Origin of the sequence: Rhodanobacter denitrificans (genome assembly GCF_000230695.2) — a bacterium.
GTDB lineage: Bacteria > Pseudomonadota > Gammaproteobacteria > Xanthomonadales > Rhodanobacteraceae > Rhodanobacter > Rhodanobacter denitrificans.
In genome coordinates this window covers 1,330,373-1,351,632 of sequence record NC_020541.1, presented here as the reverse complement: position 1 = coordinate 1,351,632, position 21,260 = coordinate 1,330,373, and the positions used below count along the sequence as shown (strand labels likewise).

Genomic DNA, 21,260 nt, shown 5'->3' with positions numbered 1-21,260 from the left:
CCGGCCCTCCCCTGCTTTGCAGGGGAGGGAGTTACGTCAAGGTCAGAACCAGCGGCGATCCTCGCCGGGTCCCTCGACATTGCCGACGCAGCGCCCGCACAGCTCGGGGTGCCCGGCGTGGCTGCCCACGTCGTCGCGCCGATGCCAGCAGCGCACGCACTTGGCTGCGCCGCTGACCGTGGCCGAGACCCAAGCGTCGGCGCCCTCCAGCTCGGTCAGCACCGCGTCGGCCGGTTGGCCGCCGGCCAGATCGAGACGCACCTCGGAGGTGATGAAGAAGAACCGCAGTTCACTGGCCGCGGGGGCGTAGCGCGCCACCGTGGCCTCGTCGGCGTGGATCGCCAGCTTCGCCTCCAGCGCGGCGCCGATCAGCTCGGCCTTGCGCATGCCCTCGAGCACGCGCGAGGCGGTGTCGCGGATCGCCAGCAGGTCGGCCCACCAGCGGCGCTGCTCCGGCGAGTTCTGGGTGGCGGCGAGGCCGTCGTACCAGGTCTCGAACAGCACGCTGTCGCCGCGCTCGCCCGGCAGCGCCTGCCAGATTTCCTCGGCGGTGAAGCTGAGGATCGGTGCCAACCAGCGCACCAGCGCCTCAACGATGCGGTACATCGCGCTCTGCGCGCTGCGCCGGCCGCGGCTGTCGGTCGGCATGGTGTAGAGCCGGTCCTTGGTGATGTCCAGGTACAGCGCGCCCAGCTCGTTGGTGCAGAAGTTCTGGATGCGCGCCACCACTTCGGGATAGTCGTAGCGCTCGTACGCAGCGGTGACCGCCTGCTGCACGTCGTACGCCTGCTGCACGGCCCACTGGTCGAGCAGCACGCTGCCTTGCACCGGCAACAAGTGCCTGGCCGGATCGAAGCCGTCGAGGTTGCCGAGCAGGAACTTCGCGGTATTGCGGATGCGCCGGTAGGTGTCGGAGACGCGCTTGAGGATCTCGTCGGAGACGGTCATCTCGTTGCGGTAGTCGGCCGAGGCCACCCACAGGCGCAGCACGTCGGCACCCAGCGTGTCCATCACCTTCTGCGGCGCCACCACGTTGCCCAGCGACTTGGACATCTTGCGGCCGTTCGCGTCCACCGCGAAACCGTGCGTAAGCACTTCGTCGTAGGGCGCGCGGCCGTGGATCGCCGACGAGGTCAGCAGCGAGGACTGGAACCAGCCGCGATGCTGGTCGGAGCCTTCCAGGTACATCACCTTGTAGTGCGACGCCGTGCCCTGCTGCAGTTCCGGGCGCTGGCCGATCACCGCGTAGTGCGTCACGCCGGAATCGAACCAGACGTCGAGCACGTCGGTGACTTTCTCGTAGTCGTTCGCGTCGGCGCCGAGCAGCTCGGCTGCATCCAGCGTGAACCAGGCGTCGATGCCGCCCTGCTCCACCTTCTGCGCAACCTGCTCCAGCAGAGCGACGGAATCCGGGTGCGGCTCCTGCGTGGCCTTGTGCACGAACAGCGCGATCGGCACGCCCCAGGTGCGCTGGCGCGAGATGCACCAGTCCGGACGCCCGGCGACCATGCCGGCGATGCGTTCCTCACCCCAGCCCGGCACCCAGCGCACGTTCTTGATCGAGGTCAGCGCGGTCTCGCGCAGCTGCGCCTGCTCCATCGAGATGAACCACTGCGGCGTGGTGCGGTAGATCACCGGCGTCTTGTGCCGCCAGCAGTTCGGGTAGCTGTGCTCGATCTTCGCGAACGCCAGCAGCACGCCGCGCTGGCGCAGCAGGTCGACGATGGCGTCGTTCGCCTTCCAGATATGCATGCCGCCCAACACGAGCGGATCGGCGGCCGGCGTGTCGATGCGATAGGTGCCGCGCGGCTCGATGTAGTTGAGCAGGCCGATGCCGTACTCGCGCGCCACCACGAAATCCTCGACGCCGTGGTCGGGCGAGGTGTGCACCGCGCCGGTGCCGTCCTCGGCGCTGACGTGCTCGCCGAGGATCACCGGCACCTCGCGCGGGTAGAACGGGTGGCGCAGCTTCAAGCCTTCCAGCGCCTTGCCTTCGACATGGCCCAGCACGGCCGCCTGCTCCAGCCCGTAACGCTGCGCCGCCTTGTCGACCAGCGCGCTGGCGACTACCAACAACACGCTCCGGCCGCCGCGCGACGGACCTTCGATCAGCGCGTATTCCAGATCGGCACCAAGCGATACCGCCTGGCTTTCCGGCAGCGTCCACGGCGTGGTGGTCCAGATCGGGATGGCGGCGATGGCGTCGCCGGCCTCCACGCCGAATGCCGCCACCAGCGCGTTCGGATCGACCGCGTCGTACGCCACGTCGACCGCCGGCGAGACCTTGTCGCCGTATTCGATCTCCGCTTCGGCCAGCGCCGAGGCGCAGTCGAAGCACCAGTACACCGGCTTGGCGCCGCGCACCACGTGGCCGTTGGAGACGATGCGCGCCAGCGCGCGCAGCATGTCGGCCTCGAAGCGGAAATCCATCGAGCGATACGGGTGGTCCCAGTCGCCGAGCACGCCGAGCCGCTTGAAATCGGCGCGCTGGGCATCGACCTGCTCGGTCGCGTACTCGCGGCACTTCTGCCGGAACGCGGCGGCGTCGAGCTTGTCGCCCGGCTTGCCGAATTTCTTCTCCACCGCGATCTCGATCGGCAGGCCGTGGCAGTCCCAGCCCGGCACGTACGGCGCGCGCTGGCCGGCCAGCAGCTTGGACTTGACCACGATGTCCTTGAGGATCTTGTTGACCGCGTGGCCGATGTGGATCGGGCCGTTCGCGTACGGCGGGCCGTCGTGCAGCACGAACACGCTGTCGCGATGCGCGGTCTTCTGCTGGATCTGCGCGTAGCGATCGACCCGTGCCCACTCCGCTAGCCAGCCCGGCTCGCGCTTCGGCAAATCGCCGCGCATGGGAAACGCCGTCTGCGGCAAGTTGATCGTGTTCTTGTAATCGTGGGTCATGGCCTGGATGCCGTCACTGAGGTGTTGCCGCCCGCCAGATGGCAGGCAAAGAAGGGAAAGTTAGTCGATTTCGACCCGTGCCGGAATGCCCGCGTCCTCACGCCTCGGCCAGCCGCGGGTTCATGCCCAGCAGCTCGCGCGCCCGGCGCGCATCCAGCGCCATCTGCGCCTTGAGCGGTTCCAATCCGTCGAACTTCTGCTCGTCACGCAACTTGGCGACGAACTGTACCGCCATGCGCTGGCCGTACAGATCGCCCTCGAAGTCGAACAGGTGCACTTCCAGCAGCGGCTGGCTGACCTCGTTCACGGTGGGACGCACGCCGAGGCTGGCCACGCCGGGCCAGCTGCACTCGCCCTCGCCCAACCCCACGCGCACCGCGAAGATGCCCTGGATCGGGCTGACCCGCTGCTGCAGATGGATGTTTGCGGTGGGATAGCCGAGCGTGCGGCCGAGCTGGTTGCCGTACTCCACCTTGCCGTCGATCACGAACGGCCGGCCCAGCAACGGCTCGGCGCCGGCGAACTCGCCGGCGCCGAGCAAGGCGCGTACCCGGCTGGCCGAGACGCGGGTGCCGTCGAGCTGGATCGTCGGCATGGCGCAGGCGCGAAAGCCGAACTGCGCACCCATCCGCTCCAGCAGCGCCACGTCGCCGGCGCGCCCGTGGCCGAAGCGAAAATCGCCGCCCACCCAGACCTCGCGTGCAGCCAGCCGCTCGACCAGCACGCGCCGCACGAATGCCTCGGCCAACATCGCCGTCAGCGCGCGGTTGAAGCGCAGCAGCAGGGTCTCCTCCATGCCGGCGGCGGCGAAGCCGCGCAGCTTCTCGCGCACGCTGGACAGCCGCGGCACCGGTTCGGGCGAGAAGAACGCCCGCGGCAGCGGCTCGAAACTCACCACCGCCGGGCTGCAGCCGAGCGCCTGTGCGCGCTCGCGCACCTGGGCCAGCAAGGCCTGGTGGCCGCGGTGCAGGCCGTCGAACGCGCCGACCGCGATGACGCTGCCGCGCGGCGCCAGGCAAGGGCCTGCGACATCCCTGGAAAGTCTCATCATCGCGTGAGTATAACGGTCGGGCACGCGGGTTCACGCCGCCCGCAGGTCGCGCAGGCTGAAGCCGCCGGCGAACAGCACGGCCACATAGCCGGCTCCGCCGGCGAGCACCAGCACGGCCAGGTGCCACAACCGGGTCAGCACCGGCACGCCGTGGGTCCAGTTCGGCCACAGCCAGCGGCCCAGCAGCAACAGCGCCACCATCACCGCGCAGGCCACCGCCAGCCGCAGCAGGTGCCGCGACCAGCCCGGCTGGCGCTGGTACACGCCGGCCCTCTTCAACCAGTGCCACAGCAGCCCCAAGTTCACGTAGGCCGCCACTGCGCTGGCCAGGCCCAGCGCCATGTGCAGGCCGGGCAAGCGGGCCAGGCCGTCCAGCCAGGGCAGCCGTTTCAGTTCCACCGGTGCCCACAGCTCGAACAGCAGCGCCAGGAACACCAGGTTCAACAGCATGTTCGCCAGCAACGAGGCCACCGCTGCGCGCACCGGCGTGCGCGTGTCCTGCCGCGCATAGAACGCCGGCAGCAGCACCTTGACCAGCGCAAACGCGGGCAGGCCGAAACTCAGCGCGGTGATCGACAAGGTCGCCATGTGCGTGTCGTGCGCGCTCCAGTGGCCGTGCTGGAACAGCGTGGCCACTAGCGGCCCGGCCAGCAGCATCAGCGCGAACATCGCCGGCACCGCGATCAGCAGGGTGACGCGCAGGCCCCAGTCCAGCGCGCGCGAGAAGCCCGCGGTATCGGTGCTGACATGATGGCGCGACAGCGACGGCAGGATCACCGTGCCCAGCGCCACGCCGAACACGCCCAGCGGCAGCTCCAGGAAGCGGTCCGCCTGCGACAGCCAGCTCTGCGAGCCGACCACCAGCAGCGAGGCGATCACCGTGTCGAACAGCAGGTTGATCTGCGCCACCGACGAGCCGAACAGGGTCGGCACCATCAGCCGCATGATTTTCCGCACCTCGGGATGGCTCCAGCCCCAGCGCGGCAGGGTCAGCAGGTCGAGTTGTCGCAGCGCCGGCAACTGGAACAGCAACTGCAGGATGCCGGCCGCCAGGATCGCCCAGCCCATCGCCATGATCGGCGTCTGCAGCCGCTTCGACAGCCACAGCGCGCCGGCGATCATGCACAGGTTGAGGATCACCGGGGTCAGCGCCGGCAGGCCGAAGCGGTGGAAGCTGTTCAGCGCGCCGCCGGACAGCGCGGTCAGCGACACGAACAACAGGAACGGGAAGGTCAGCCGCAGCAGCTCGACGGTCAGCTCGAACTTCTGCGGTTCATCGATCGCGCCGGGCGAGAACAGCACCGTCACCTGCGGCGCGAACAGGATGCCCAGCGCGGTGATCAGCAACAGCACCCCGCCCAGCGTGCCCGACACCCGCGCCATCAGTTCCTTCAGCTGCGCGTGGCTGCCCTTTTCCTTCACTTCCGTGAAAACCGGCACGAAGGCGGTGGAGAACGAGCCCTCGGCGAACAGCCGGCGCATGAAGTTGGGGATGCGGAACGCCACCCAGAACGCGTCGGTGGCGCCGTTGGCGCCGAACGCGGCGTTGATCGACATGTCGCGCACCAGGCCGAGCACCCGCGAAACCATCGTCATGCTGCTGAACGAGAGCAGCCCGCGGAGCATGCTGGGTGACTTCATGAGCGGCTGTTCTACCTTCGGCGTCGATCACACGGGGCGCACAGTTTGACAGCCCGCCGGGGCAGGATCACAACCCGGATATGGCAAAATACCGGCATCAGCGCTGCCGCGCGCCACGCCGGCCGGGGGCGCTGCCGCCCAAGTGATTGACGCACCGGCGAATCGACCGCATAATTGGCGTCTTTTTCCACCCAACCCAACACTGCATCCCGGAGTTCTACCTTGGCCAACATCAAGTCCGCGAAGAAGCGCGCGCGCCAGTCCGAACAGCGCCGCCTGCGCAACATCAGCGCACGTTCCATGGTCCGCACCGCCCTGAAGAAGGTCGTCAAGGCCATCGAGGCCAAGGACAAGGCCGGCGCCGTCGCCGCGTTCACCGTCGCCCAGCCGGTGATGGATCGCTACGCCGCCCGCGGCCTGATCCACAAGAACAAGGCCGCCCGCCACAAGAGCCGCCTCAACGCGAAGATCCGCGAACTGGCGTAAGCTGGGGCGCGACCCGCGTGACAAGAAGAAGCCGGCGCAAGCCGGCTTTTTCGTGCCCGCGTCTTGCTCCCTCCCCCTGCGAGCGGAGGGAGGAGAGCCAAGGCGGAACCCTACCGCCGCGGGCGGAACTCCAGCGGCATCGGCTCGCCCGAGCGTGCCGCCGCCGGCGGCTTCGGGCCGCAGGCGCCGCAGGTACTGCAGCCGTCGCTGCAGTCACCGGTGGCCTCGATCGGCTGCAAGCGCCGGCCGAAGGCCCGCGCCAAGGCGCCGCGGCCGGGCTGGTTGAAGTGGATGGACGCGGCCGCCAGCCAGCGGTTGGTCGTTTTCCTGGCCAGCTTGCGCAGCACGATCCACACGCTGGCCAGTACCGCCAGGGCAATCACCACGTACTGCAGCAGCAGGCTCGTGCTCACGTCAGTGCCCTCGTCACCTGATAGACGATGAACGACGCGGTGTAGGCCATCACGAACATGTAGCCGAACGAGATCGCCACGTTGCGCCAGGAATCGGTCTCGCGTTTGATGATTGCCAAGGTGGACATGCATTGCGGCGCATAGGCGAACCACACCAGCAGCGACAGCGCGCTGGCCAGCGGTATCTGACCGGCCAGCGCCTGGCTCAACCCCTCCGCCTCGCCGCCCACCAGGTAGACGGTGGCCAGTGCGGCTACCGCCGTCTCGCGCGCGGCGAACGCCGGGATCAGCGCCAGGCTGATCTGCCAGTTGAAGCCGATCGGCGCAAAGATGTACTGCAGGCCGCGCCCGATGTAGCCCGCGAAGCTGTAGTCGATCGCCGGCAGGGTGGCGCCTTCCGGCGCGCCCGGGAAGGTGGAGAGGAACCACATCAACACGGTCAGGCCGAGGATCACCCCGGTCAGCCGCCTCAGGAAGATCATGCCGCGCTCGTACAGCCCGATCGCCACGTCGCGCGCCTTCGGCAGGCGGTACGAGGGCAGCTCCATCAGCAGTGCGTGCTCGCTCTTGTCGCGGCGGATGTGCTTCATCACCCAGCCCACCAGCATCGCGCCGAGGATGCCGGCCAGATACAGCGCGAACAGCACCACGCCCTGCAGGTTGAACACGCCGAACACGTAGTGGACCGGGATGAACGCGCCGATCAGCAGCGCGTACACCGGCAGCCGCGCCGAACAGGTCATCAGCGGCGCAATCAGGATAGTGGTGATGCGGTCGCGCGGATCCTGGATGCTGCGCGTACCCATGATGCCGGGGATCGCGCAGGCGAAGCTGGACAGGAGCGGGATGAACGAGCGGCCGGTCAGCCCCACCGACAGCATCAGCCGGTCAAGCAGGAACGCCGCACGCGGCAGGTAGCCGGATTCCTCCAGCGTGAGGATGAAGAAGAACAGCACCAGGATCACCGGCAGGAAGCCCAGCACGGTTCCGATACCGCCGAACAGGCCATCCACCACCAGGCTGCGCAGCGGCCCGGCCGGCATCAGCGCGGCGACGTGCTCGCCCATCCAGCCGAAGCCGCCACCGATCAGGTCGCTCATCGGCTTGCCGGCGGCATACACCGCCTGGAACACCAGGAACATCACCACCGCCAGGATCGCGAGGCCGAACACCGGGTGCAGGGTCCAGCGGTCCAGCGCGTCGTCCAGCTCGGCGGTGGCGCGCGGCATGCGCACGGTCGCCGTGAGCAGCTCGCGCACCTGCGCGTGCAGGTCGGCGCGGCTGGCGCCGTCGTCCGGCTGCACCGGCGCCGCCGGCGGCACCTCGCCGTCGACCCGCTCGATCAGCGCCCGCGCGCCGCCACGCTTCACCGCTACCGTCTCCACCACCGGCAAGTCCAGCCGGCGCGACAGCTCCGGCACGTCGATCGCGATGCCGCGCGAGCGTGCGGTGTCCATCATGTTCAGCGCCAGCACCACCGGCCGGCCCAGCCGCTTCACTTCCAGCACGAAGCGCAGGTGCAGGCGCAGGTTGGTGGCATCGGCCACGCACACGATCAGGTCCGGCGGCGCCTCGCCCGGGTAGTTGCCGGCGCAGACGTCGTGGGTGATCTGCTCGTCCGGGCTGCTGGCGTCGAAGCTGTAGGCACCCGGCAGGTCGAGGATCTGCAGCACGCGGCCGGACGGCGCGGTGAAACGGCCCTCCTTGCGCTCCACCGTGACGCCGGCATAGTTCGCCACCTTCTGGCGACCGCCGGTGAGCAGGTTGAACAGCGCGGTCTTGCCGCAGTTCGGGTTGCCGACCAGGGCGATGCGCAGAGTGGACGCGCTCATGCCGCCGCCTCGCTGCGCACGCTGACCCGGGCCGCCTCGGCGCGGCGCAGGGCGAAACGGGTGAAGCCGATCTGGACCAGCAGCGGGTCGCCGCCCATCGGCCCCACCGCCACCACGCGTACCGGCTCGCCGTCGACGAAGCCCAGGTCGCGCAGGCGCTGCGCGATCGGATCGGCCGCATGCGCGTCGTCCACGCGCTCGACCACGGCGGGGGCACCCCTGGGCAAATCGGACAGGCGCACAGGCTTGATTCTCAAATAAGAATAGTTCGCATTGTAGCCCCACACCCGCCCCGCTGCACCACGCCGATTGCCGCACCCCCGGTGCGTTTATCATCGCGTTATTTGCCGCAGGGACGACCGATGACCGATTCCATCCGCAGCGAACGCCGTGGCGCCACCGCCTGGCTCACCCTGAACCGCCCGCAGGTCCACAACGCCTTCGACGACGACCTGATCGCCGCACTGACCGAAGCGCTGGCGGCCGCCGATGCCGATCCAGCGGTTCGCTGCGTCGTGCTCACCGGCAGCGGCAGCACGTTTTCCGCCGGCGCCGACCTGAACTGGATGCGCGGCATGGCCGCCGCCAGCGAGCAGGAAAACCGCGAGGACTCGTTGCGCCTGGCGCGACTGATGCGCAGCCTGCAGTTCCTGTCCAAGCCCACCATCGCGCGCGTCAACGGCGCGGCCTACGGCGGCGGCGTGGGCCTGGTCGCCTGCTGCGACATCGCGATCGGCGTGGACACCGCCAAGTTCGCGCTGTCGGAAGTGAAACTGGGCCTGGTGCCGGCGGTGATCTCGCCGTACGTGGTCGCCGCGATCGGCCTGCGCCAGGCGCGCCGGCTGTTCGTCAGCGGCGAAGTGTTCGACGCTGCCGAAGCGCAGCGCATCGGCCTGCTGCATGCGGCGGTGTCGGGCAGCGAACTGGACGAGGCGATCGAGCGCCAGGTGCACTGGCTGGCCAAGGCCGGCCCGCTGGCCCAGCGCGAGGCGAAGCAGTTGGCGCTGCGCACCGGCGGCGCGGATCTGGCCCAGGCCGAGCGCATCGACGCCGCCAATGCCGAACTGATCGCCCGCCTGCGCGTCTCGCCCGAAGGCCAGCACGGCCTGGCGGCGTTCCTCGACAAGCGCGCACCGGCGTGGGTCGGCCAGGCCACATAAGCACGGCCATGCTGCGCCGCGCATCGGCTGCGACGGCGCAATCTGTTAGTTTCAGCAGCTTTGCATCGACACCAACGGTTACGGGAACCCCGCATGTTCGAACGCGTACTGATCGCCAACCGCGGCGAGATCGCCTGCCGCGTGATCCGCACCTGCCGCCGCCTCGGCATCCGCACCATCGCGGTGTACTCGGAAGCCGACCGCGACGCGCAGCACGTGCGGCTGGCCGACGAGGCGTGGCCGATCGGCGGCCCGCTGCCGGCCGAATCGTACCTGCGCGGCGACGCCATCCTGGACGTGGCGAGGCAAACCGACGCGCAGGCGATCCACCCCGGCTATGGTTTCCTGTCCGAGAACACCGGCTTCGCCCGCGCCTGCGGCGAGGCCGGCATCGTCTTCATCGGCCCGAAGCCGGAAAGCATCGACGCGATGGGCTCCAAGGCCGCCGCCAAGGCGCTGATGGAGAAGCACGCGGTACCGCTGGTGCCCGGCTACCACGGCGCCAACCAGGATGCGGCCGCCCTCGCCGAACAGGCAGCCAAGACCGGCTTCCCGCTGATGATCAAGGCCGCGGCCGGCGGCGGCGGCAAGGGCATGCGCATCGTGCGCGGTGCGGCCGAATTCGCCGATGCGCTCGCCTCGGCACAGCGCGAGGCAGCCAGCTCGTTCGGCGACAGCCGGGTGATCCTGGAACGCTACGTGGAGCACCCACGCCACATCGAATTCCAGGTGTTCGGCGACACGCAGGGCCACGTCATCCACCTCAACGAGCGCGAATGCTCGGCCCAGCGCCGCTACCAGAAGGTGCTGGAGGAAACCCCCTCGCCGTTCCTCGACGCCGCGCGCCGCCAGGCGATGGGCGCCGCCGCGGTGGCCGCGGCAAAGGCGGTCGACTACGTCGGCGCCGGCACGGTGGAGTTCATCGTCGCGCAGAGCGGCGAATTCTTCTTCATGGAGATGAACACGCGCCTGCAGGTCGAGCACCCGGTCACCGAACTGACCCTGGGCCTGGACCTGGTCGAATGGCAGCTGCGCGTGGCCGCGGGCGAAGCGCTGCCGCTGACCCAGGACCAGGTACGCGCGCACGGGCATGCGATCGAGGTGCGCCTGTATGCGGAAGATCCCGACCAGAACTTCCTGCCCGGCTCCGGCAAGCTGCAGACGCTATGCCTGCCCGCGGCGTCAGCCCACGTGCGCCTCGACGGCGGCGTGATCGAAGGCGACACGGTGACGATCTTCTACGACCCGATGATCGCCAAGCTGATCGTGTTCGACCAAGACCGTCCGCAGGCCCTGCAGCGGCTGCGCGAAGCGCTGGCGGCGTGCGAGATCGTCGGCCCGAAATCGAACATCGGCTTCCTCGAACGACTGGCTCGGCATCCGGCGGTGGTCGAGGGACGCATCGACACCGGCTACCTCGACCGCCACCTCGACGAGTTCCTGGTCGGCGACGTGGCGCCGACCGACGGCGTGCTGTTCGCTGCCGCGACGGCGGTGCTGCTGCGCGACGAGTCGCGCGTGGCCAGCGCCGCAGCCGACCCGCATTCGCCGTGGGCCAGCGCCGATGCCTGGCGCATCGGCCATGCCGGCAAGCGCATCGTGGCGCTGAGCTGGCGCGAGCAGCGCTTCGAGATCGAGGCGCGTGGCCACGCCGGCGATTACCAGCTGCACCACGGCGAAACCGGCTGCAGCGTGCGCGGCGCGCGCCTGCTCGACGACCATCTCAGCGCCCGCTTCGACGGCGAATCGCGCCGCGTGCCGTTGCGCAGCGATGCCGCCCACGTACTGCTGCACGACGCCCACGGCCAGCGCTACCGCTTCGCCCGCGCCGCCGCGTTCGCATGGGCCACCAGCGACGCCGTCGGCAGCAACCAGGTGATCGCGCCGATGCCCGGCCGCATCGTGCTGGTGAAAGCGAGCGCCGGCGACGCGGTCGAACAGGGCCAGGAGCTGCTGGTGATGGAGGCGATGAAGATGGAACTGGCCTTGAAGGCGCCCCGCGCCGGCACCATCGAAAGCGTGAGCGCCGCGCAAGGCGAGTTCGTCGAGGCCGACGCCGTGCTGGTGCGTTTCGCTGGCGCCTGACTGCTCTTGCCGTCGTTCCAGCGAAAGCTGGAATCCAGTGAGTTCGCACGGCGACACCGGCACTGGATCACCGGCTTCGCCGCCGTTGAGCGCTTCCGGCTTCCGCCGGGAGGACGACCCTTCTTCGGAGTCACCCCATGAACGCCTCCAACCACGTCCGCATCGTCGAAGTCGGCGCCCGCGACGGCCTGCAGAACGAGAAGACCCTGCTGCCGGCTGCGGTGAAGATCGCGCTGATCGACCGGCTCTCGTCGACGGGCCTGCAGACCATCGAGGCCACCAGCTTCGTCAGTCCGGCATGGGTGCCGCAGCTGGCCGACGCGGCCGAGGTATACGCCGGCATCCGCAAGCTGCCGGGGGTGAGCTACCCGGTGCTGGTGCCGAACCTGCAGGGTTACCAGCGCGCGCGTGAAGTGGGGGCCACCCACATCGCCGTGTTCACCGCCGCGTCGGAAGCGTTCAACCGCCGGAACATCAACGCCTCGATCGACGAGTCGATCGAGCGCTTCATCCCGGTGATGGAACAGGCCCGGGCCGACGACGTGAAAGTACGCGGCTACGTCTCCACCGTGCTCGGCTGCCCGTACCAGGGCGAGGTGCCGGTCGTTGACGTGGTGCGCGTGGCGCGACGCATGCACGAGCTGGGCTGCCACCAGATCTCGCTGGGCGACACCATCGGCGTGGGTACCCCGACCAGGGCGCGCGCGATGCTGCGCGCGGTGGCGCAGGAGGTACCGATCGCCGCGCTGGCGGTGCACTTCCACGACACCTACGGCCAGGCGCTGGCGAACATCCTGGCCTGCCTGGAGGAAGGCGTGCGCGTGATCGACAGCGCGGTCTCCGGCACTGGCGGCTGCCCCTACGCGAAGGGCGCCACCGGCAACGTGGCCAGCGAGGACGTGGTCTACATGCTGCACGGCATGGGCATGCAGACCGGCATCGACCTCGACCTGCTGGTCGCCACCGGTGCCTGGCTCGCCGCGCAGCTGCACAAGGACACCGCCAGCCGGGTCACCCGCGCGCGCACTGCCGCGGGCTGAAAGCTCGCTATCATCGGCCCTTCGGCTGACCGGACGAAGCGATGCGCGCAAGCCTGACGACCTGGTGGCAAACGGCAGCGGTCCTGCTGCTCCTGCTGTGCTCCCTGCCTACGCTAGCGGCCACGCCGAAGGGCGACTGGCTGCTGTTGCCCGAACGCGTGTGGACTGCCGACGGCGACGCCGCGCACGTGGGCTGGGCGGTGCTGGTGCACGAGGGCGCGATTGCCGCGGTCGGCCCTCGTGCGAGCATCCAGACACCGGCCGGCGCGCAACGCATCGAACTGCCCGGCGCCACGCTCACCCCTGGCTTGATCGACCTCCACTCGCACCTGTTCCTGCACCCGTACAACGAGACGCTGTGGAACGACCAGGTGCTCACCGAGCCGCAGGACTACCGCACGCTGGAGGCCGCCGCCCACGCGAAGGCCACCCTGCTCGCCGGCTTCACCACCCTGCGCGATCTCGGCACCGAGGGTGCCGGCTACGCCGACGTGTCGGTGCAGCGGGCGATCGACGAAGGCCTGATCCCCGGCCCGCGGCTGTTCGTGGCCACCCGCGCGATCGTCGCCACCGCCAGCTACGGCCCCGGCCCGCGCGGCTTCCGCCCGGACCTCGACCTGCCCGGCGGCGCGCAGGAAGTCAGCGGCATCGACCAGGCGATGGCCGCGGTGCGCGAGCAGGCCGCGCGCGGCGCCGACTGGATCAAGCTCTACGGCGACTACCGCGTCGGCCCCGATGGCGCCACCGCGCCCACCTTCACGCCGGCGGAGCTGAAAGCGCTGGTCGACACCGCGCACCAGCTCGGCCGCCCGGTCGCCGTGCACGCAGCCAGCGACGCCGGCGTGTGCATGGCGGCCGAGGCCGGCGCGGACAGCATCGAGCACGGCTACGGCGCCAGTGCGGGGACGTTCAAGCTGCTCAGGCAGAAGGGCATCGCCTATGAGCCCACGCTAACCGCGGTCGCTTCCACCGAGCAGTACTTCCACCACTACCTGCCCGGCCGCGACCCGCCCACGCCGCGCATGCAGGAAGCCGCCCGCGCGTTCCGCACCGCGCTGAAGCTGGGCGTGACCATCGGCAACGGCAGCGACGTGGGCGTGTTCACGCACGGCGAGAACTGGCGCGAGCCGGCCGCGATGGTGGCCGCCGGCATGACGTCGGCGCAGGCGCTGCACGCGGCCACCGACGTGGCGGCGAAGATCCTGCGCCAGCAGGCCGCGTTCGGCCGCATCGCGCCCGGCCTGCGCGCCGACCTTGCCGCCTTCGCGGGCGACCCGAGCGCGCAGATCGACGCCCTGGAAAAGCCGGTGTTCGTGATGAAGGACGGCGGCGTCTACCTGCGCCCGGCCAGCGGGCGGGAAGATTCGCCGCGCTGACACGGCGGCAGCGCCTCGTCGCGGCGCCAGCTAGCGATGCGCGAGACGCAGGAACGGCGAGGGCTCGCGCTCCACGAACTCGCGGCGCACGTGCGCCAGCAGCTCGCGCTGGCTGCCGAACGGCAGCAGCGCGGCGGCCTCGCCCAGCGTGACCCAGCGGAACGCCGAGTGCTCGCCATTGAGGCGCACCTGCGCTCCCTCGGCCACGCGCGCCACGAAGGCGGGCACGATCTCGATGGCGTCGGTTGCAGCGAGATAGACCTGCTCGCAGAAGCTGGTGGCCCAGAAGCTTTCCGGCTCCAGCGCGGTTTCCTCGCGCAGTTCGCGCAACGCGGCCTGCCAGCCCGTCTCGCCCGCCTCGACATGACCGGCGAGGTAACTCCACGCGCCGTCGAGGTAGGCGCCGACCCGTCGCGCCACCAGCATCTGCGTGGCCGCGCCCGCGCCGCGCAACGCCACCACCGACACCATGGAGCTGCGCACCGGCAGGCGGCGTTCGGCGCTCATGCGGAGGCCAGCAGTTCGCGGCTGGCCGCCGCGCTGGGCCGCGCCGCCACCCGCGCGAACCACGGGCCAACCTTCGGCAAGGTGCGGTCGAACGGCTGGTTCACGCCGGCGCCGAAATCCAGCCACACGTAGAGCCAGATGTCCGCCGCCGTGAAGCGCTCGCCGCACAGCCACGGCCCGGCGCCGAACAGGCCATCGAGCCAGGCCAGGCGATCCTGCGCGATGCGCTTCAGGCCCGCCGCCGCCTCGGGCGCCACCGGGATGCGCGGGGTGAAGCGCGGCAGGCCCTCGGCGTAGTGGAAGGCGTTGTGGATGAACTCGGTGACGTTGAGCTCCACCCGCCGCCACCATTGGCGGGTCAGCGCGCGCTCTTCCGGCGTCGCGCCGATCAGCACCGGCGCGGGGTGCAGTTCCTCCAGAAATTCGGCGATCGCCACCGCCTCGGCCAGCACGCTGCCGTCGTCGAGGCGCAGCGCCGGCGTCTGCCCGGCGGGGTTCACCGCCAGCCAGGCCGGCTCGCGGTTCTCGCCACGCATCACATCCACCGTCACGGCCGGCAGGCGCAGGCCCTTCTCCAGCACGAACATGCGCAGGCAGCGCGGGGCGGGGCTGATCGCGTCGTAGATCAACATGGGTGACTCCGGTGCGAGAATACCCAACACTACACCGCAGACGCCGCGCCGTTGCCATGACCCACGACTACACCATTCGCCCCATCGAGCCGCGCGACGACGCCGCGGTCGCCGCAATCATCCGCGCGGTGATGCCCGAGTTCGGCGCCGGCGGCCCCGGCTTCGCCATCCATGACCCGGAAGTCGACCACATGCATGCGGCCTACGCGCAACCGCGCTGCAGCTATTTCGTGGTCGAGCGCGACGGCGTGGTGGTGGGCGCCGGCGGGGTGGCGCCGCTGCAAGGCGGCGAGCCGGACGTGTGCGAGCTGCGCAAGATGTACTTCCTGCCCACGGCGCGCGGCATCGGCGCGGGCACGGCGATGATGCAGCGCTGCCTCGACGCGGCGCGCGCGCATGGCTTCAGGCGCTGCTACCTGGAAACGCTGACCGGCATGGATGCGGCGCAGGCGCTGTACAAGCGCAGCGGTTTCACCGCCCTGTGCAGCGCGATGGGCGGCACCGGTCACCACGGCTGCGACCGCTACTTCATCCGCGAGCTGTGAGGTGAGGTGATGGCGAACCACGCTCCCCGCATCGACGCGTATATCGCGAAATCCGCCGGGTTCGCCCGCCCGATCCTGGAACACCTGCGCGCGCTGGTGCACGAGGCTTGCCCCGAGGTGGAGGAAAGCCTGAAGTGGAGCATGCCGTTCTTCAGCTACAAGGGCGCGCCGATGTGCATGATGGCCGCGTTCAAGCAGCACTGCGGCTTCGGTTTCTGGCTGTCGAAGGAAGTCACCGGCGGCAGCGACGAGGACGGCATGGGCCAGTTCGGCAAGCTCGCCTCGTTGAAGGACCTGCCCTCGGACCGGCAACTCGCCGCCCACCTGAAGAAGGCGATGGCGCTGAACGAGGCCGGCGTGAAGAAGGCACGCCCGAAGGCCGCCGCGAAACCCGCACCGGCACTGCCGGACGATCTGGCCGCCCTGCTCGCGCAGAAGAAACACGCCGCCGCGCGCACGACCTGGGCAGGCTTCGGACCCGGCGCGCAACGCGAGTACATCGACTGGATCGCCGAGGCGAAAACCGAAGCCACCCGCCAGAAGCGCCTCGCCACCACCCTGGAGTGGCTGGCCGAAGGCAAGCGGCGCCACTGGAAGTACGAGAAATGCTGAGAGCCTGTTCATGATCCGCACCGCCCGCGACGAAGACGCCGCCGCCATCCATGCGATCTACGCCCCTTCGGTCAGCGCCGGCGTGGCCACCTTCGAGACCGAGCTGCCCAGCGTGGAGACCATGCGCGAACGCCTCCGCGCACGCCTGCAACACTACCCGTGGCTGGTGTGGGAGGACGCCGGCGAAGTGCTGGCGTACGCCTATGCCGGGCGCTTCCGCGAGCGCGCCGCCTACGACTGGATCGCCGAGACCTCGATCTACGTGCGCCACGATGCGCAGCGCCGCGGCATCGCGCGCCGGCTGTACGGCGCGCTGCTGGAGGTGATGCGGCTGCAGGGCATCACCCAGGCGGTCGGCGTGATCACCCTGCCCGGCACGGCCAGCGTGGCGATGCACGAGGCGATGGGTTTCGCCCCCGCCGGCGTCTGGCGCCAGTGCGGCTACAAACTGGGGCAATGGTGGGACGTGGGCGTGTGGCAGAAGGAACTTCAGCCGGCCGCCACTCCGCCGCAACCCGTGACGCCGTTCCAGGCACTCGCCGATACGCCGGCGCTGCACGCCCTGCTGGGCTGAACCGGCCGCAACGAAAACGGCGTGCCAGCGGGTCGCAGGCACGCCGTCGGTCCCGATGAGGCGCCGGCCGGCGCCTAGTGGTTGAGCAGCAGGTCGACGATCACGCCGGTGGCGATCGCCACCAGCAGGTAGTCGCCACTGTCGCTGCGCACCCAGCGGTAGCCGCGTGGCGGTTCGCGCAGGTCGTACTGGCGCCAGTCGGTCACCACGTAGCGGGTGCTGCGGTATTCCTCCGGCAGGTAGCCGCCACGCTTGTACCAGCCCTCGTGGCGGCCGCGATCGTGCCAGTTCTTGTAATGGCCATAGGCGTGGCCGCGACCATGGCCGTTGCCCTGGTCGTCGTCTTCGTAGCGCACGTAGCGATCGCCGTCGTCGTTGTATCCGCGATCGCCATCATCCTGCTGTTCGTAGCGATCGCGATCGTGCCCATGGCCCCGGCCATGGCCGTTGCCCTGGGCCAGCGCGGAGCCGCTGGCCAGCATCAGCATGGCACCCAGAACGGCAGACAGACTCAGTAGCTTCTTCATGCGTTGCTCCCCATCCTCGATGGAAAAAGGCCTGCCCGGACGAACCCGGACTGCCCGGTGGTTCGGGTCCAAGGTGACCGCCGCCGCCCCAACGCGGCGTGAATCCCCTGCCATGGCAGATTTCGTGTTCAGCCTGCAGCAACCCGCGCCGGTCGGCTACCATGGCGGCCTTTCGACGTTGGCTACCAAGGATTCCCCATGCGGCTCGATCAGGTCAAGGCAATCATCACCGGCGGCGCCTCCGGTCTCGGCCACGCGGTGGCGCAGCATCTGGTGGCGAACGGCGGCAGGGTCGCGCTGTTCGACGTCAACGAGGACAAGGGCCAGGCCGCCGCGAAGGAACTGGGCGGCGCGGCGCGCTTCTTCCGCACCGACGTCACCTCCGAGGACGGCGTGGCCACCAACGTGGCTGCCGCCCACCACGCGATGGGCGGCCTCAACGTGGTGATGAACTGCGCCGGCATCCTCGGTGCCGGCCGCGTGCTGGGCAAGGAAGGCGCGATGCCGCTGGCCACGTTCTCCGGCACGGTGATGGTGAACCTGGTCGGCAGCTTCAACGTGGCCAAGGCCGGCGCGGCGCTGATGCAGAACAACGAAGCCGGCGAGGACGGCGAGCGCGGCGTGATCGTCAACACCGCCAGCGTGGCCGCCTACGAAGGCCAGATCGGCCAGGCCGCCTACTCCGCCTCCAAGGGCGGCGTGGTCGGCATGACCCTGCCGATGGCGCGCGAGCTGGCGCGCTTCGGCATCCGCGTGGCGACCATCGCGCCGGGCATCTTCTGGACCCCGATGGTCGACGGCATGCCCGAAGCCGTGCAGCAGTCGCTGTCCGCCTCGATCCCGTTCCCCTCACGGCTGGGCAAGCCGGAGGAGTTCGCGCAGACCGTGGCCTTCATCCTCGTCAATCGCTACATCAACGGCGAGACGATCCGGCTGGACGGCGCGGTGCGGCTAGCAGCCAAATAGCCGGGAACAGGGCATAGAGAATCGGGAATCGCAAAGGCAAAATCGCGCCCCGTCTCGACGCCCTCCGGCACGACGAACCGCTTTTACGATTCCCTATTTCCGACTCCCTATTCCCGGCCAAAACCCCATGAAAGCTTCCGACGTCAAGAAAGGCAACGTGGTCGAGCACGGCGGCACCGTCTACCAGGTACGCGACATCGAGCGCAGCTCGCCGAGCGCGCGTGGCGGCAACGTCACGTTCCGCTTCACCCTGTATTCGATCCCCGGCGGACGCAAGTTCGACCTCAGCCTGCGCGCCGACGACGAGCTGCGCGAGATGGACCTGGTGCGCCGCGCCGCCAACTTCTCCTACATGGACGATGGCGCGTTCGTGTTCATGGATGCCGAGGATTACACCCAGTACCCGCTGTCGCCGGAACTGGTCGGCGACAACGCCGGCTACATCGTCGAGGGCGTCGAGGGCTACTACGTGCAGCTGATCGACGACGTGCCGGTGGGCCTGCAGGTGCCCACCAGCGTGGTGCTGACCGTGGTCGACACCGCGCCGGAAATGAAGGGCTCCAGCGCCACCAAGCGCACCAAGCCGGCCAAGCTCGACACCGGCATCGAGATCCAGGTGCCCGAGTACATCAGCAACGACGAGAAGGTGTGGGTGAACACGCTCACCGGCGAGTTCGCCGGCAGGGCCTGAGAGCAGGAGTGCGTAAAGAGGAGTGAGAAACGAGTGCTTTTGTCATACTCGACCCTCACTCCTCTCCACCCATTTCCTGCCCCATGCGACCCAGCGGTTATTCGCTACGCGCCCATGCGATCGAGAGCCTGACCGATATCAAGCGGCCGGACGTGCCGCTGCGCGTGGTGCTGCGCAATACCGCGGCGGTGATCCTGCCGCTGGCCGTGGGCATGGCCACCGGCCATCCGCAGATCGGCCTGGGCGTGGCGGCCGGCGCGCTGGACACGATGTTCTCCGACCAGCCCGGGCCATACCGCCAGCGCATGCGGCAACTGCTGCTGGCGTCGCTGGCGGCCGGCCTCGCCGCGCTGGTGGGCTTCCTGATCGGCGGCCAGCTGCTGCCGATCCTGCTCGCCACCGCCGCCTGCGGCTTCTTCGGCGGCATGCTGGTGGTGTTCGGCGCGGATACCGCGCGGGTCGGCATGACCAGCATGATCCTGCTGGTGATCACCGCCTCGACGCCGACGTCGCCGAGCCATGCGCTCGGCGGCGCCGCGCTGATCTTCGCCGGCGGCGTGCTGCTCACCGCGTTCTCGCTGGCGGCGTGGCCGCTGCAGCGCTACTGGCCGGAGCGCATCGAGCTGGCTCGGGTGTACGCCGGGCTGGCCGCACTGGCCCGCGAGCAGGCGCATGACGATGCCGAAGTGCCGGCGTTGACCGAGGCGATGACCAGCCTGCAGCGCACCTTGCTGGGTCGTCATCGCGCGCATGGCCGCGCGATGGAAGCCTTCGGCGTGCTGCTGGAGCTGGCCGAGCGGATCCGGCTGGAGCTCACCGCGATGGCCGAGCTGCACGCCAACCCGGCCGTCCACGCGATGTTCCGCGACGACGCCGCGCGCGTGCTGGCGGCGATCGCCGAGGCACTGCAGCAGGGCGACCCGCCCGAGCGGGCCGACCGCGCGCTGCAGACCCTGCGCGCCAGCGAGCGCGCCCTGCTCGACGGCGGCGGCAACGCCGACGGCCTGACCGCGCACATCCATGCGCTGGCCGGCCAGTTGGCCGCCGCGGTGCGCAACGCCGACTGGGCCGGCAGCCGCGGCGAGCTGCGCGCCAGCGCAGCGGAAACCCGGCTGCCCAATTCGCTTCGCAGCAGCTCCACCTGGGCCACCCTGCGCGCCAACCTCACCCCGCGCTCGGTGGCGTTCCGCCACGCCGTGCGCATGGCGGTCTGCCTCAGCGCGGCGCTGTGGATCTCGCGCCTGCTGCAGCTGCCGCACGGCTACTGGCTGCCGATGACCGCGGCGATCGTGCTGCGCCCGGACTTCGCCGCCACCTTCAACTTCGGCCTGCTGCGCGTGCTCGGCACGGTGCTGGGGCTGGTGCTCACCACGGTGCTGCTGCACGTCACGCCGGACGAACCGTGGGCGCACCTGGCGCTGATGGCGCTGCTGTGCATGGCGTTTCGCTACCTGGCCGGCGCGCACTACGGCATTGCGGTGGCGGCGCTGACCGGCACCGTGGTGATCCTGCTGTCGTTCGAGGGCGTCAACCCCGGCTTGGCGGTGTCCGACCGCGTGCTCAACACCGCGCTCGGCTGCGGCATGGCGCTGCTCGCCTACGTGGCCTGGCCGACCTGGGAACGCGGGCGCGCGCGCGCCGCGCTGGCAGTGATGCTGGACGCCTACGCCAGTTACCTGCGCGCCCTGGCGCAACCCGACCGGGGCGGCCACCGCAACGACACCCGCACCGCGGCGCGCACCGCGCGCACCAATGCGCAGGCCTCGATCGACCGCATGCGCACCGAGCCGGCCACGCCGCCGGAATTGCTGGCGCTGGCCCGCGCGCTGTTCGCCAACGGCAATCGCCTGGCGCGCACCGCGATGACCCTGGAAGCCACCCTCGGCGATCTCGCCGCGCTGCCGGCGGCGGACGCCATCGGCCGTTTCGTCGAGCGCAACGCCGACGCCGTACAGGCCATCGCCACGGCGCTGCGCGAGCGGCAGCCGCCGGGCGCCCTGCCCAAGCTGCGCGCCATGCAGCGCGAGCTGGTCACCTCGATGCAGGGCGTCGGCGACCGCACCGCATTCGAGCTGCTGGCGCGGATCAGCGACCGGCTGGTCGACAACGTCGACACGCTGGCCCACGTGACGAAGCGCGGCCTGTCGGAGCTTGCCGCCGCAGAGCCACCGGTGGCGTAAGCCGCGCCGCAGCATGTGCGGGCGCAACGCGACGCCTT

Annotated in this window: 20 protein-coding genes; 11 read left to right on the top strand and 9 right to left on the bottom strand. The window is 69.9% G+C overall.

The features are described 5' to 3' along the window. Window positions 1–42: 42 nt before the first annotated feature. The 3 genes from ileS to murJ all read right to left on the bottom strand — a co-directional run bounded on the left by ileS (window position 43) and on the right by murJ (window position 5,596). Window positions 43–2,904: an isoleucine--tRNA ligase gene (ileS, locus tag R2APBS1_RS06070; protein ID WP_007510634.1), complete on the bottom strand. Its 2,862-nt coding sequence runs from the start codon at window positions 2,902–2,904 to the stop codon at window positions 43–45. Window positions 2,905–3,001: 97 nt separating this feature from the next. Then, window positions 3,002–3,955, bottom strand: a complete 954-nt coding sequence (locus tag R2APBS1_RS06065; protein WP_015447246.1) for a bifunctional riboflavin kinase/FAD synthetase — start codon at window positions 3,953–3,955, stop codon at window positions 3,002–3,004. A gap of 30 nt (window positions 3,956–3,985) precedes the next feature. Beyond that, window positions 3,986–5,596: a murein biosynthesis integral membrane protein MurJ gene (gene murJ, locus R2APBS1_RS06060; protein ID WP_007510630.1), complete on the bottom strand. Its 1,611-nt coding sequence runs from the start codon at window positions 5,594–5,596 to the stop codon at window positions 3,986–3,988. A gap of 222 nt (window positions 5,597–5,818) precedes the next feature. On the opposite strand from murJ, the gene rpsT reads away from it, so the two are divergent. Continuing rightward, a complete protein-coding gene (gene rpsT, locus R2APBS1_RS06055) occupies window positions 5,819–6,082 on the top strand; it encodes a 30S ribosomal protein S20 (protein WP_007510628.1) in 264 nt (87 codons plus the stop codon). A 110-nt stretch (window positions 6,083–6,192) separates the two neighbouring features. Here rpsT and R2APBS1_RS06050 read toward each other — a convergent pair whose 3' ends face one another. Genes R2APBS1_RS06050 through R2APBS1_RS06040 form a run of 3 tightly spaced genes read right to left on the bottom strand, consistent with a single transcriptional unit; the run spans window position 6,193 to window position 8,569 of the window. Beyond that, window positions 6,193–6,495, bottom strand: a complete 303-nt coding sequence (locus tag R2APBS1_RS06050; RefSeq protein WP_015447245.1) for a DUF6587 family protein — start codon at window positions 6,493–6,495, stop codon at window positions 6,193–6,195. Next, window positions 6,492–8,327, bottom strand: a complete 1,836-nt coding sequence (gene feoB / locus R2APBS1_RS06045) for a ferrous iron transporter B (protein WP_015447244.1) — start codon at window positions 8,325–8,327, stop codon at window positions 6,492–6,494. The genes R2APBS1_RS06050 and feoB overlap by 4 nt, the downstream gene beginning before the upstream one ends. Continuing rightward, window positions 8,324–8,569 carry a FeoA family protein gene (locus tag R2APBS1_RS06040; RefSeq protein ID WP_041676681.1) on the bottom strand — a complete coding sequence of 82 codons (246 nt, stop codon included), beginning with the start codon at window positions 8,567–8,569 and terminating at the stop codon, window positions 8,324–8,326. The genes feoB and R2APBS1_RS06040 overlap by 4 nt, the downstream gene beginning before the upstream one ends. Before the next feature lie 120 nt (window positions 8,570–8,689). Between R2APBS1_RS06040 and R2APBS1_RS06035 the strand changes: the two genes are divergently transcribed. The 4 genes from R2APBS1_RS06035 to R2APBS1_RS06020 all read left to right on the top strand — a co-directional run bounded on the left by R2APBS1_RS06035 (window position 8,690) and on the right by R2APBS1_RS06020 (window position 13,988). Next, a complete protein-coding gene (locus R2APBS1_RS06035; protein WP_015447242.1) occupies window positions 8,690–9,487 on the top strand; it encodes an enoyl-CoA hydratase-related protein in 798 nt (265 codons plus the stop codon). Window positions 9,488–9,580: 93 nt separating this feature from the next. Next, window positions 9,581–11,572 carry an acetyl/propionyl/methylcrotonyl-CoA carboxylase subunit alpha gene (locus R2APBS1_RS06030; RefSeq protein ID WP_015447241.1) on the top strand — a complete coding sequence of 664 codons (1,992 nt, stop codon included), beginning with the start codon at window positions 9,581–9,583 and terminating at the stop codon, window positions 11,570–11,572. A 137-nt stretch (window positions 11,573–11,709) separates the two neighbouring features. Beyond that, on the top strand, window positions 11,710–12,612 hold the full coding sequence (locus R2APBS1_RS06025; RefSeq protein ID WP_007510614.1) for a hydroxymethylglutaryl-CoA lyase: 903 nt from the start codon (window positions 11,710–11,712) through the stop codon (window positions 12,610–12,612). A gap of 41 nt (window positions 12,613–12,653) precedes the next feature. Next, window positions 12,654–13,988 (top strand): metal-dependent hydrolase family protein, encoded by a 1,335-nt coding sequence (locus tag R2APBS1_RS06020; RefSeq protein ID WP_015447240.1) that lies wholly within the window; start codon window positions 12,654–12,656, stop codon window positions 13,986–13,988. Window positions 13,989–14,018: 30 nt separating this feature from the next. Here R2APBS1_RS06020 and R2APBS1_RS06015 read toward each other — a convergent pair whose 3' ends face one another. Together R2APBS1_RS06015 and R2APBS1_RS06010 are read right to left on the bottom strand one after the other, a co-directional pair. Continuing rightward, a complete protein-coding gene (locus R2APBS1_RS06015) occupies window positions 14,019–14,495 on the bottom strand; it encodes an NUDIX hydrolase (RefSeq protein WP_015447239.1) in 477 nt (158 codons plus the stop codon). Then, entirely contained in the window at window positions 14,492–15,127 is a 636-nt protein-coding gene (locus R2APBS1_RS06010) for a glutathione S-transferase family protein (RefSeq protein WP_015447238.1), read from the bottom strand. Before R2APBS1_RS06010 ends, R2APBS1_RS06015 begins: the two co-directional genes overlap by 4 nt. 56 nt (window positions 15,128–15,183) lie before the next feature. Here R2APBS1_RS06010 and R2APBS1_RS06005 point away from each other — a divergent pair, with 56 nt between their 5' ends. Genes R2APBS1_RS06005 through R2APBS1_RS05995 form a run of 3 tightly spaced genes read left to right on the top strand, consistent with a single transcriptional unit; the run spans window position 15,184 to window position 16,858 of the window. Then, on the top strand, window positions 15,184–15,672 hold the full coding sequence (locus tag R2APBS1_RS06005; RefSeq protein WP_015447237.1) for a GNAT family N-acetyltransferase: 489 nt from the start codon (window positions 15,184–15,186) through the stop codon (window positions 15,670–15,672). A gap of 9 nt (window positions 15,673–15,681) precedes the next feature. Beyond that, window positions 15,682–16,284, top strand: a complete 603-nt coding sequence (locus R2APBS1_RS06000) for a YdeI/OmpD-associated family protein (protein WP_015447236.1) — start codon at window positions 15,682–15,684, stop codon at window positions 16,282–16,284. Window positions 16,285–16,294: 10 nt separating this feature from the next. Further along, a complete protein-coding gene (locus tag R2APBS1_RS05995) occupies window positions 16,295–16,858 on the top strand; it encodes a GNAT family N-acetyltransferase (RefSeq protein ID WP_015447235.1) in 564 nt (187 codons plus the stop codon). Window positions 16,859–16,932: 74 nt separating this feature from the next. Here R2APBS1_RS05995 and R2APBS1_RS05990 read toward each other — a convergent pair whose 3' ends face one another. After that, entirely contained in the window at window positions 16,933–17,385 is a 453-nt protein-coding gene (locus tag R2APBS1_RS05990) for an RcnB family protein (RefSeq protein WP_007510599.1), read from the bottom strand. 198 nt (window positions 17,386–17,583) lie between these two features. Between R2APBS1_RS05990 and R2APBS1_RS05985 the strand changes: the two genes are divergently transcribed. From R2APBS1_RS05985 to R2APBS1_RS05975, 3 genes are all read left to right on the top strand, one after another. Continuing rightward, window positions 17,584–18,351: an SDR family NAD(P)-dependent oxidoreductase gene (locus R2APBS1_RS05985; RefSeq protein ID WP_015447234.1), complete on the top strand. Its 768-nt coding sequence runs from the start codon at window positions 17,584–17,586 to the stop codon at window positions 18,349–18,351. A 127-nt stretch (window positions 18,352–18,478) separates the two neighbouring features. Then, on the top strand, window positions 18,479–19,042 hold the full coding sequence (gene efpL, locus R2APBS1_RS05980; RefSeq protein ID WP_015447233.1) for an elongation factor P-like protein EfpL: 564 nt from the start codon (window positions 18,479–18,481) through the stop codon (window positions 19,040–19,042). Window positions 19,043–19,125: 83 nt separating this feature from the next. After that, a complete protein-coding gene (locus R2APBS1_RS05975) occupies window positions 19,126–21,222 on the top strand; it encodes an FUSC family protein (RefSeq protein WP_015447232.1) in 2,097 nt (698 codons plus the stop codon). Window positions 21,223–21,260: the final 38 nt, after the last annotated feature.

Coding starts and splice junctions, on each gene's coding strand:
- ileS (WP_007510634.1), bottom strand. CDS start 2,904: ATGACCCACGATTACAAGAACACGATCAACTTGCCGCAGACGGCGTTT.
- R2APBS1_RS06065 (WP_015447246.1), bottom strand. CDS start 3,955: ATGATGAGACTTTCCAGGGATGTCGCAGGCCCTTGCCTGGCGCCGCGC.
- murJ (WP_007510630.1), bottom strand. CDS start 5,596: ATGAAGTCACCCAGCATGCTCCGCGGGCTGCTCTCGTTCAGCAGCATG.
- feoB (WP_015447244.1), bottom strand. CDS start 8,327: ATGAGCGCGTCCACTCTGCGCATCGCCCTGGTCGGCAACCCGAACTGC.
- R2APBS1_RS06035 (WP_015447242.1), top strand. CDS start 8,690: ATGACCGATTCCATCCGCAGCGAACGCCGTGGCGCCACCGCCTGGCTC.
- R2APBS1_RS06030 (WP_015447241.1), top strand. CDS start 9,581: ATGTTCGAACGCGTACTGATCGCCAACCGCGGCGAGATCGCCTGCCGC.
- R2APBS1_RS06025 (WP_007510614.1), top strand. CDS start 11,710: ATGAACGCCTCCAACCACGTCCGCATCGTCGAAGTCGGCGCCCGCGAC.
- R2APBS1_RS06020 (WP_015447240.1), top strand. CDS start 12,654: ATGCGCGCAAGCCTGACGACCTGGTGGCAAACGGCAGCGGTCCTGCTG.
- R2APBS1_RS06015 (WP_015447239.1), bottom strand. CDS start 14,495: ATGAGCGCCGAACGCCGCCTGCCGGTGCGCAGCTCCATGGTGTCGGTG.
- R2APBS1_RS06010 (WP_015447238.1), bottom strand. CDS start 15,127: ATGTTGATCTACGACGCGATCAGCCCCGCCCCGCGCTGCCTGCGCATG.
- R2APBS1_RS06005 (WP_015447237.1), top strand. CDS start 15,184: ATGACCCACGACTACACCATTCGCCCCATCGAGCCGCGCGACGACGCC.
- R2APBS1_RS06000 (WP_015447236.1), top strand. CDS start 15,682: ATGGCGAACCACGCTCCCCGCATCGACGCGTATATCGCGAAATCCGCC.
- R2APBS1_RS05995 (WP_015447235.1), top strand. CDS start 16,295: ATGATCCGCACCGCCCGCGACGAAGACGCCGCCGCCATCCATGCGATC.
- R2APBS1_RS05990 (WP_007510599.1), bottom strand. CDS start 17,385: ATGAAGAAGCTACTGAGTCTGTCTGCCGTTCTGGGTGCCATGCTGATG.
- R2APBS1_RS05985 (WP_015447234.1), top strand. CDS start 17,584: ATGCGGCTCGATCAGGTCAAGGCAATCATCACCGGCGGCGCCTCCGGT.
- efpL (WP_015447233.1), top strand. CDS start 18,479: ATGAAAGCTTCCGACGTCAAGAAAGGCAACGTGGTCGAGCACGGCGGC.
- R2APBS1_RS05975 (WP_015447232.1), top strand. CDS start 19,126: ATGCGACCCAGCGGTTATTCGCTACGCGCCCATGCGATCGAGAGCCTG.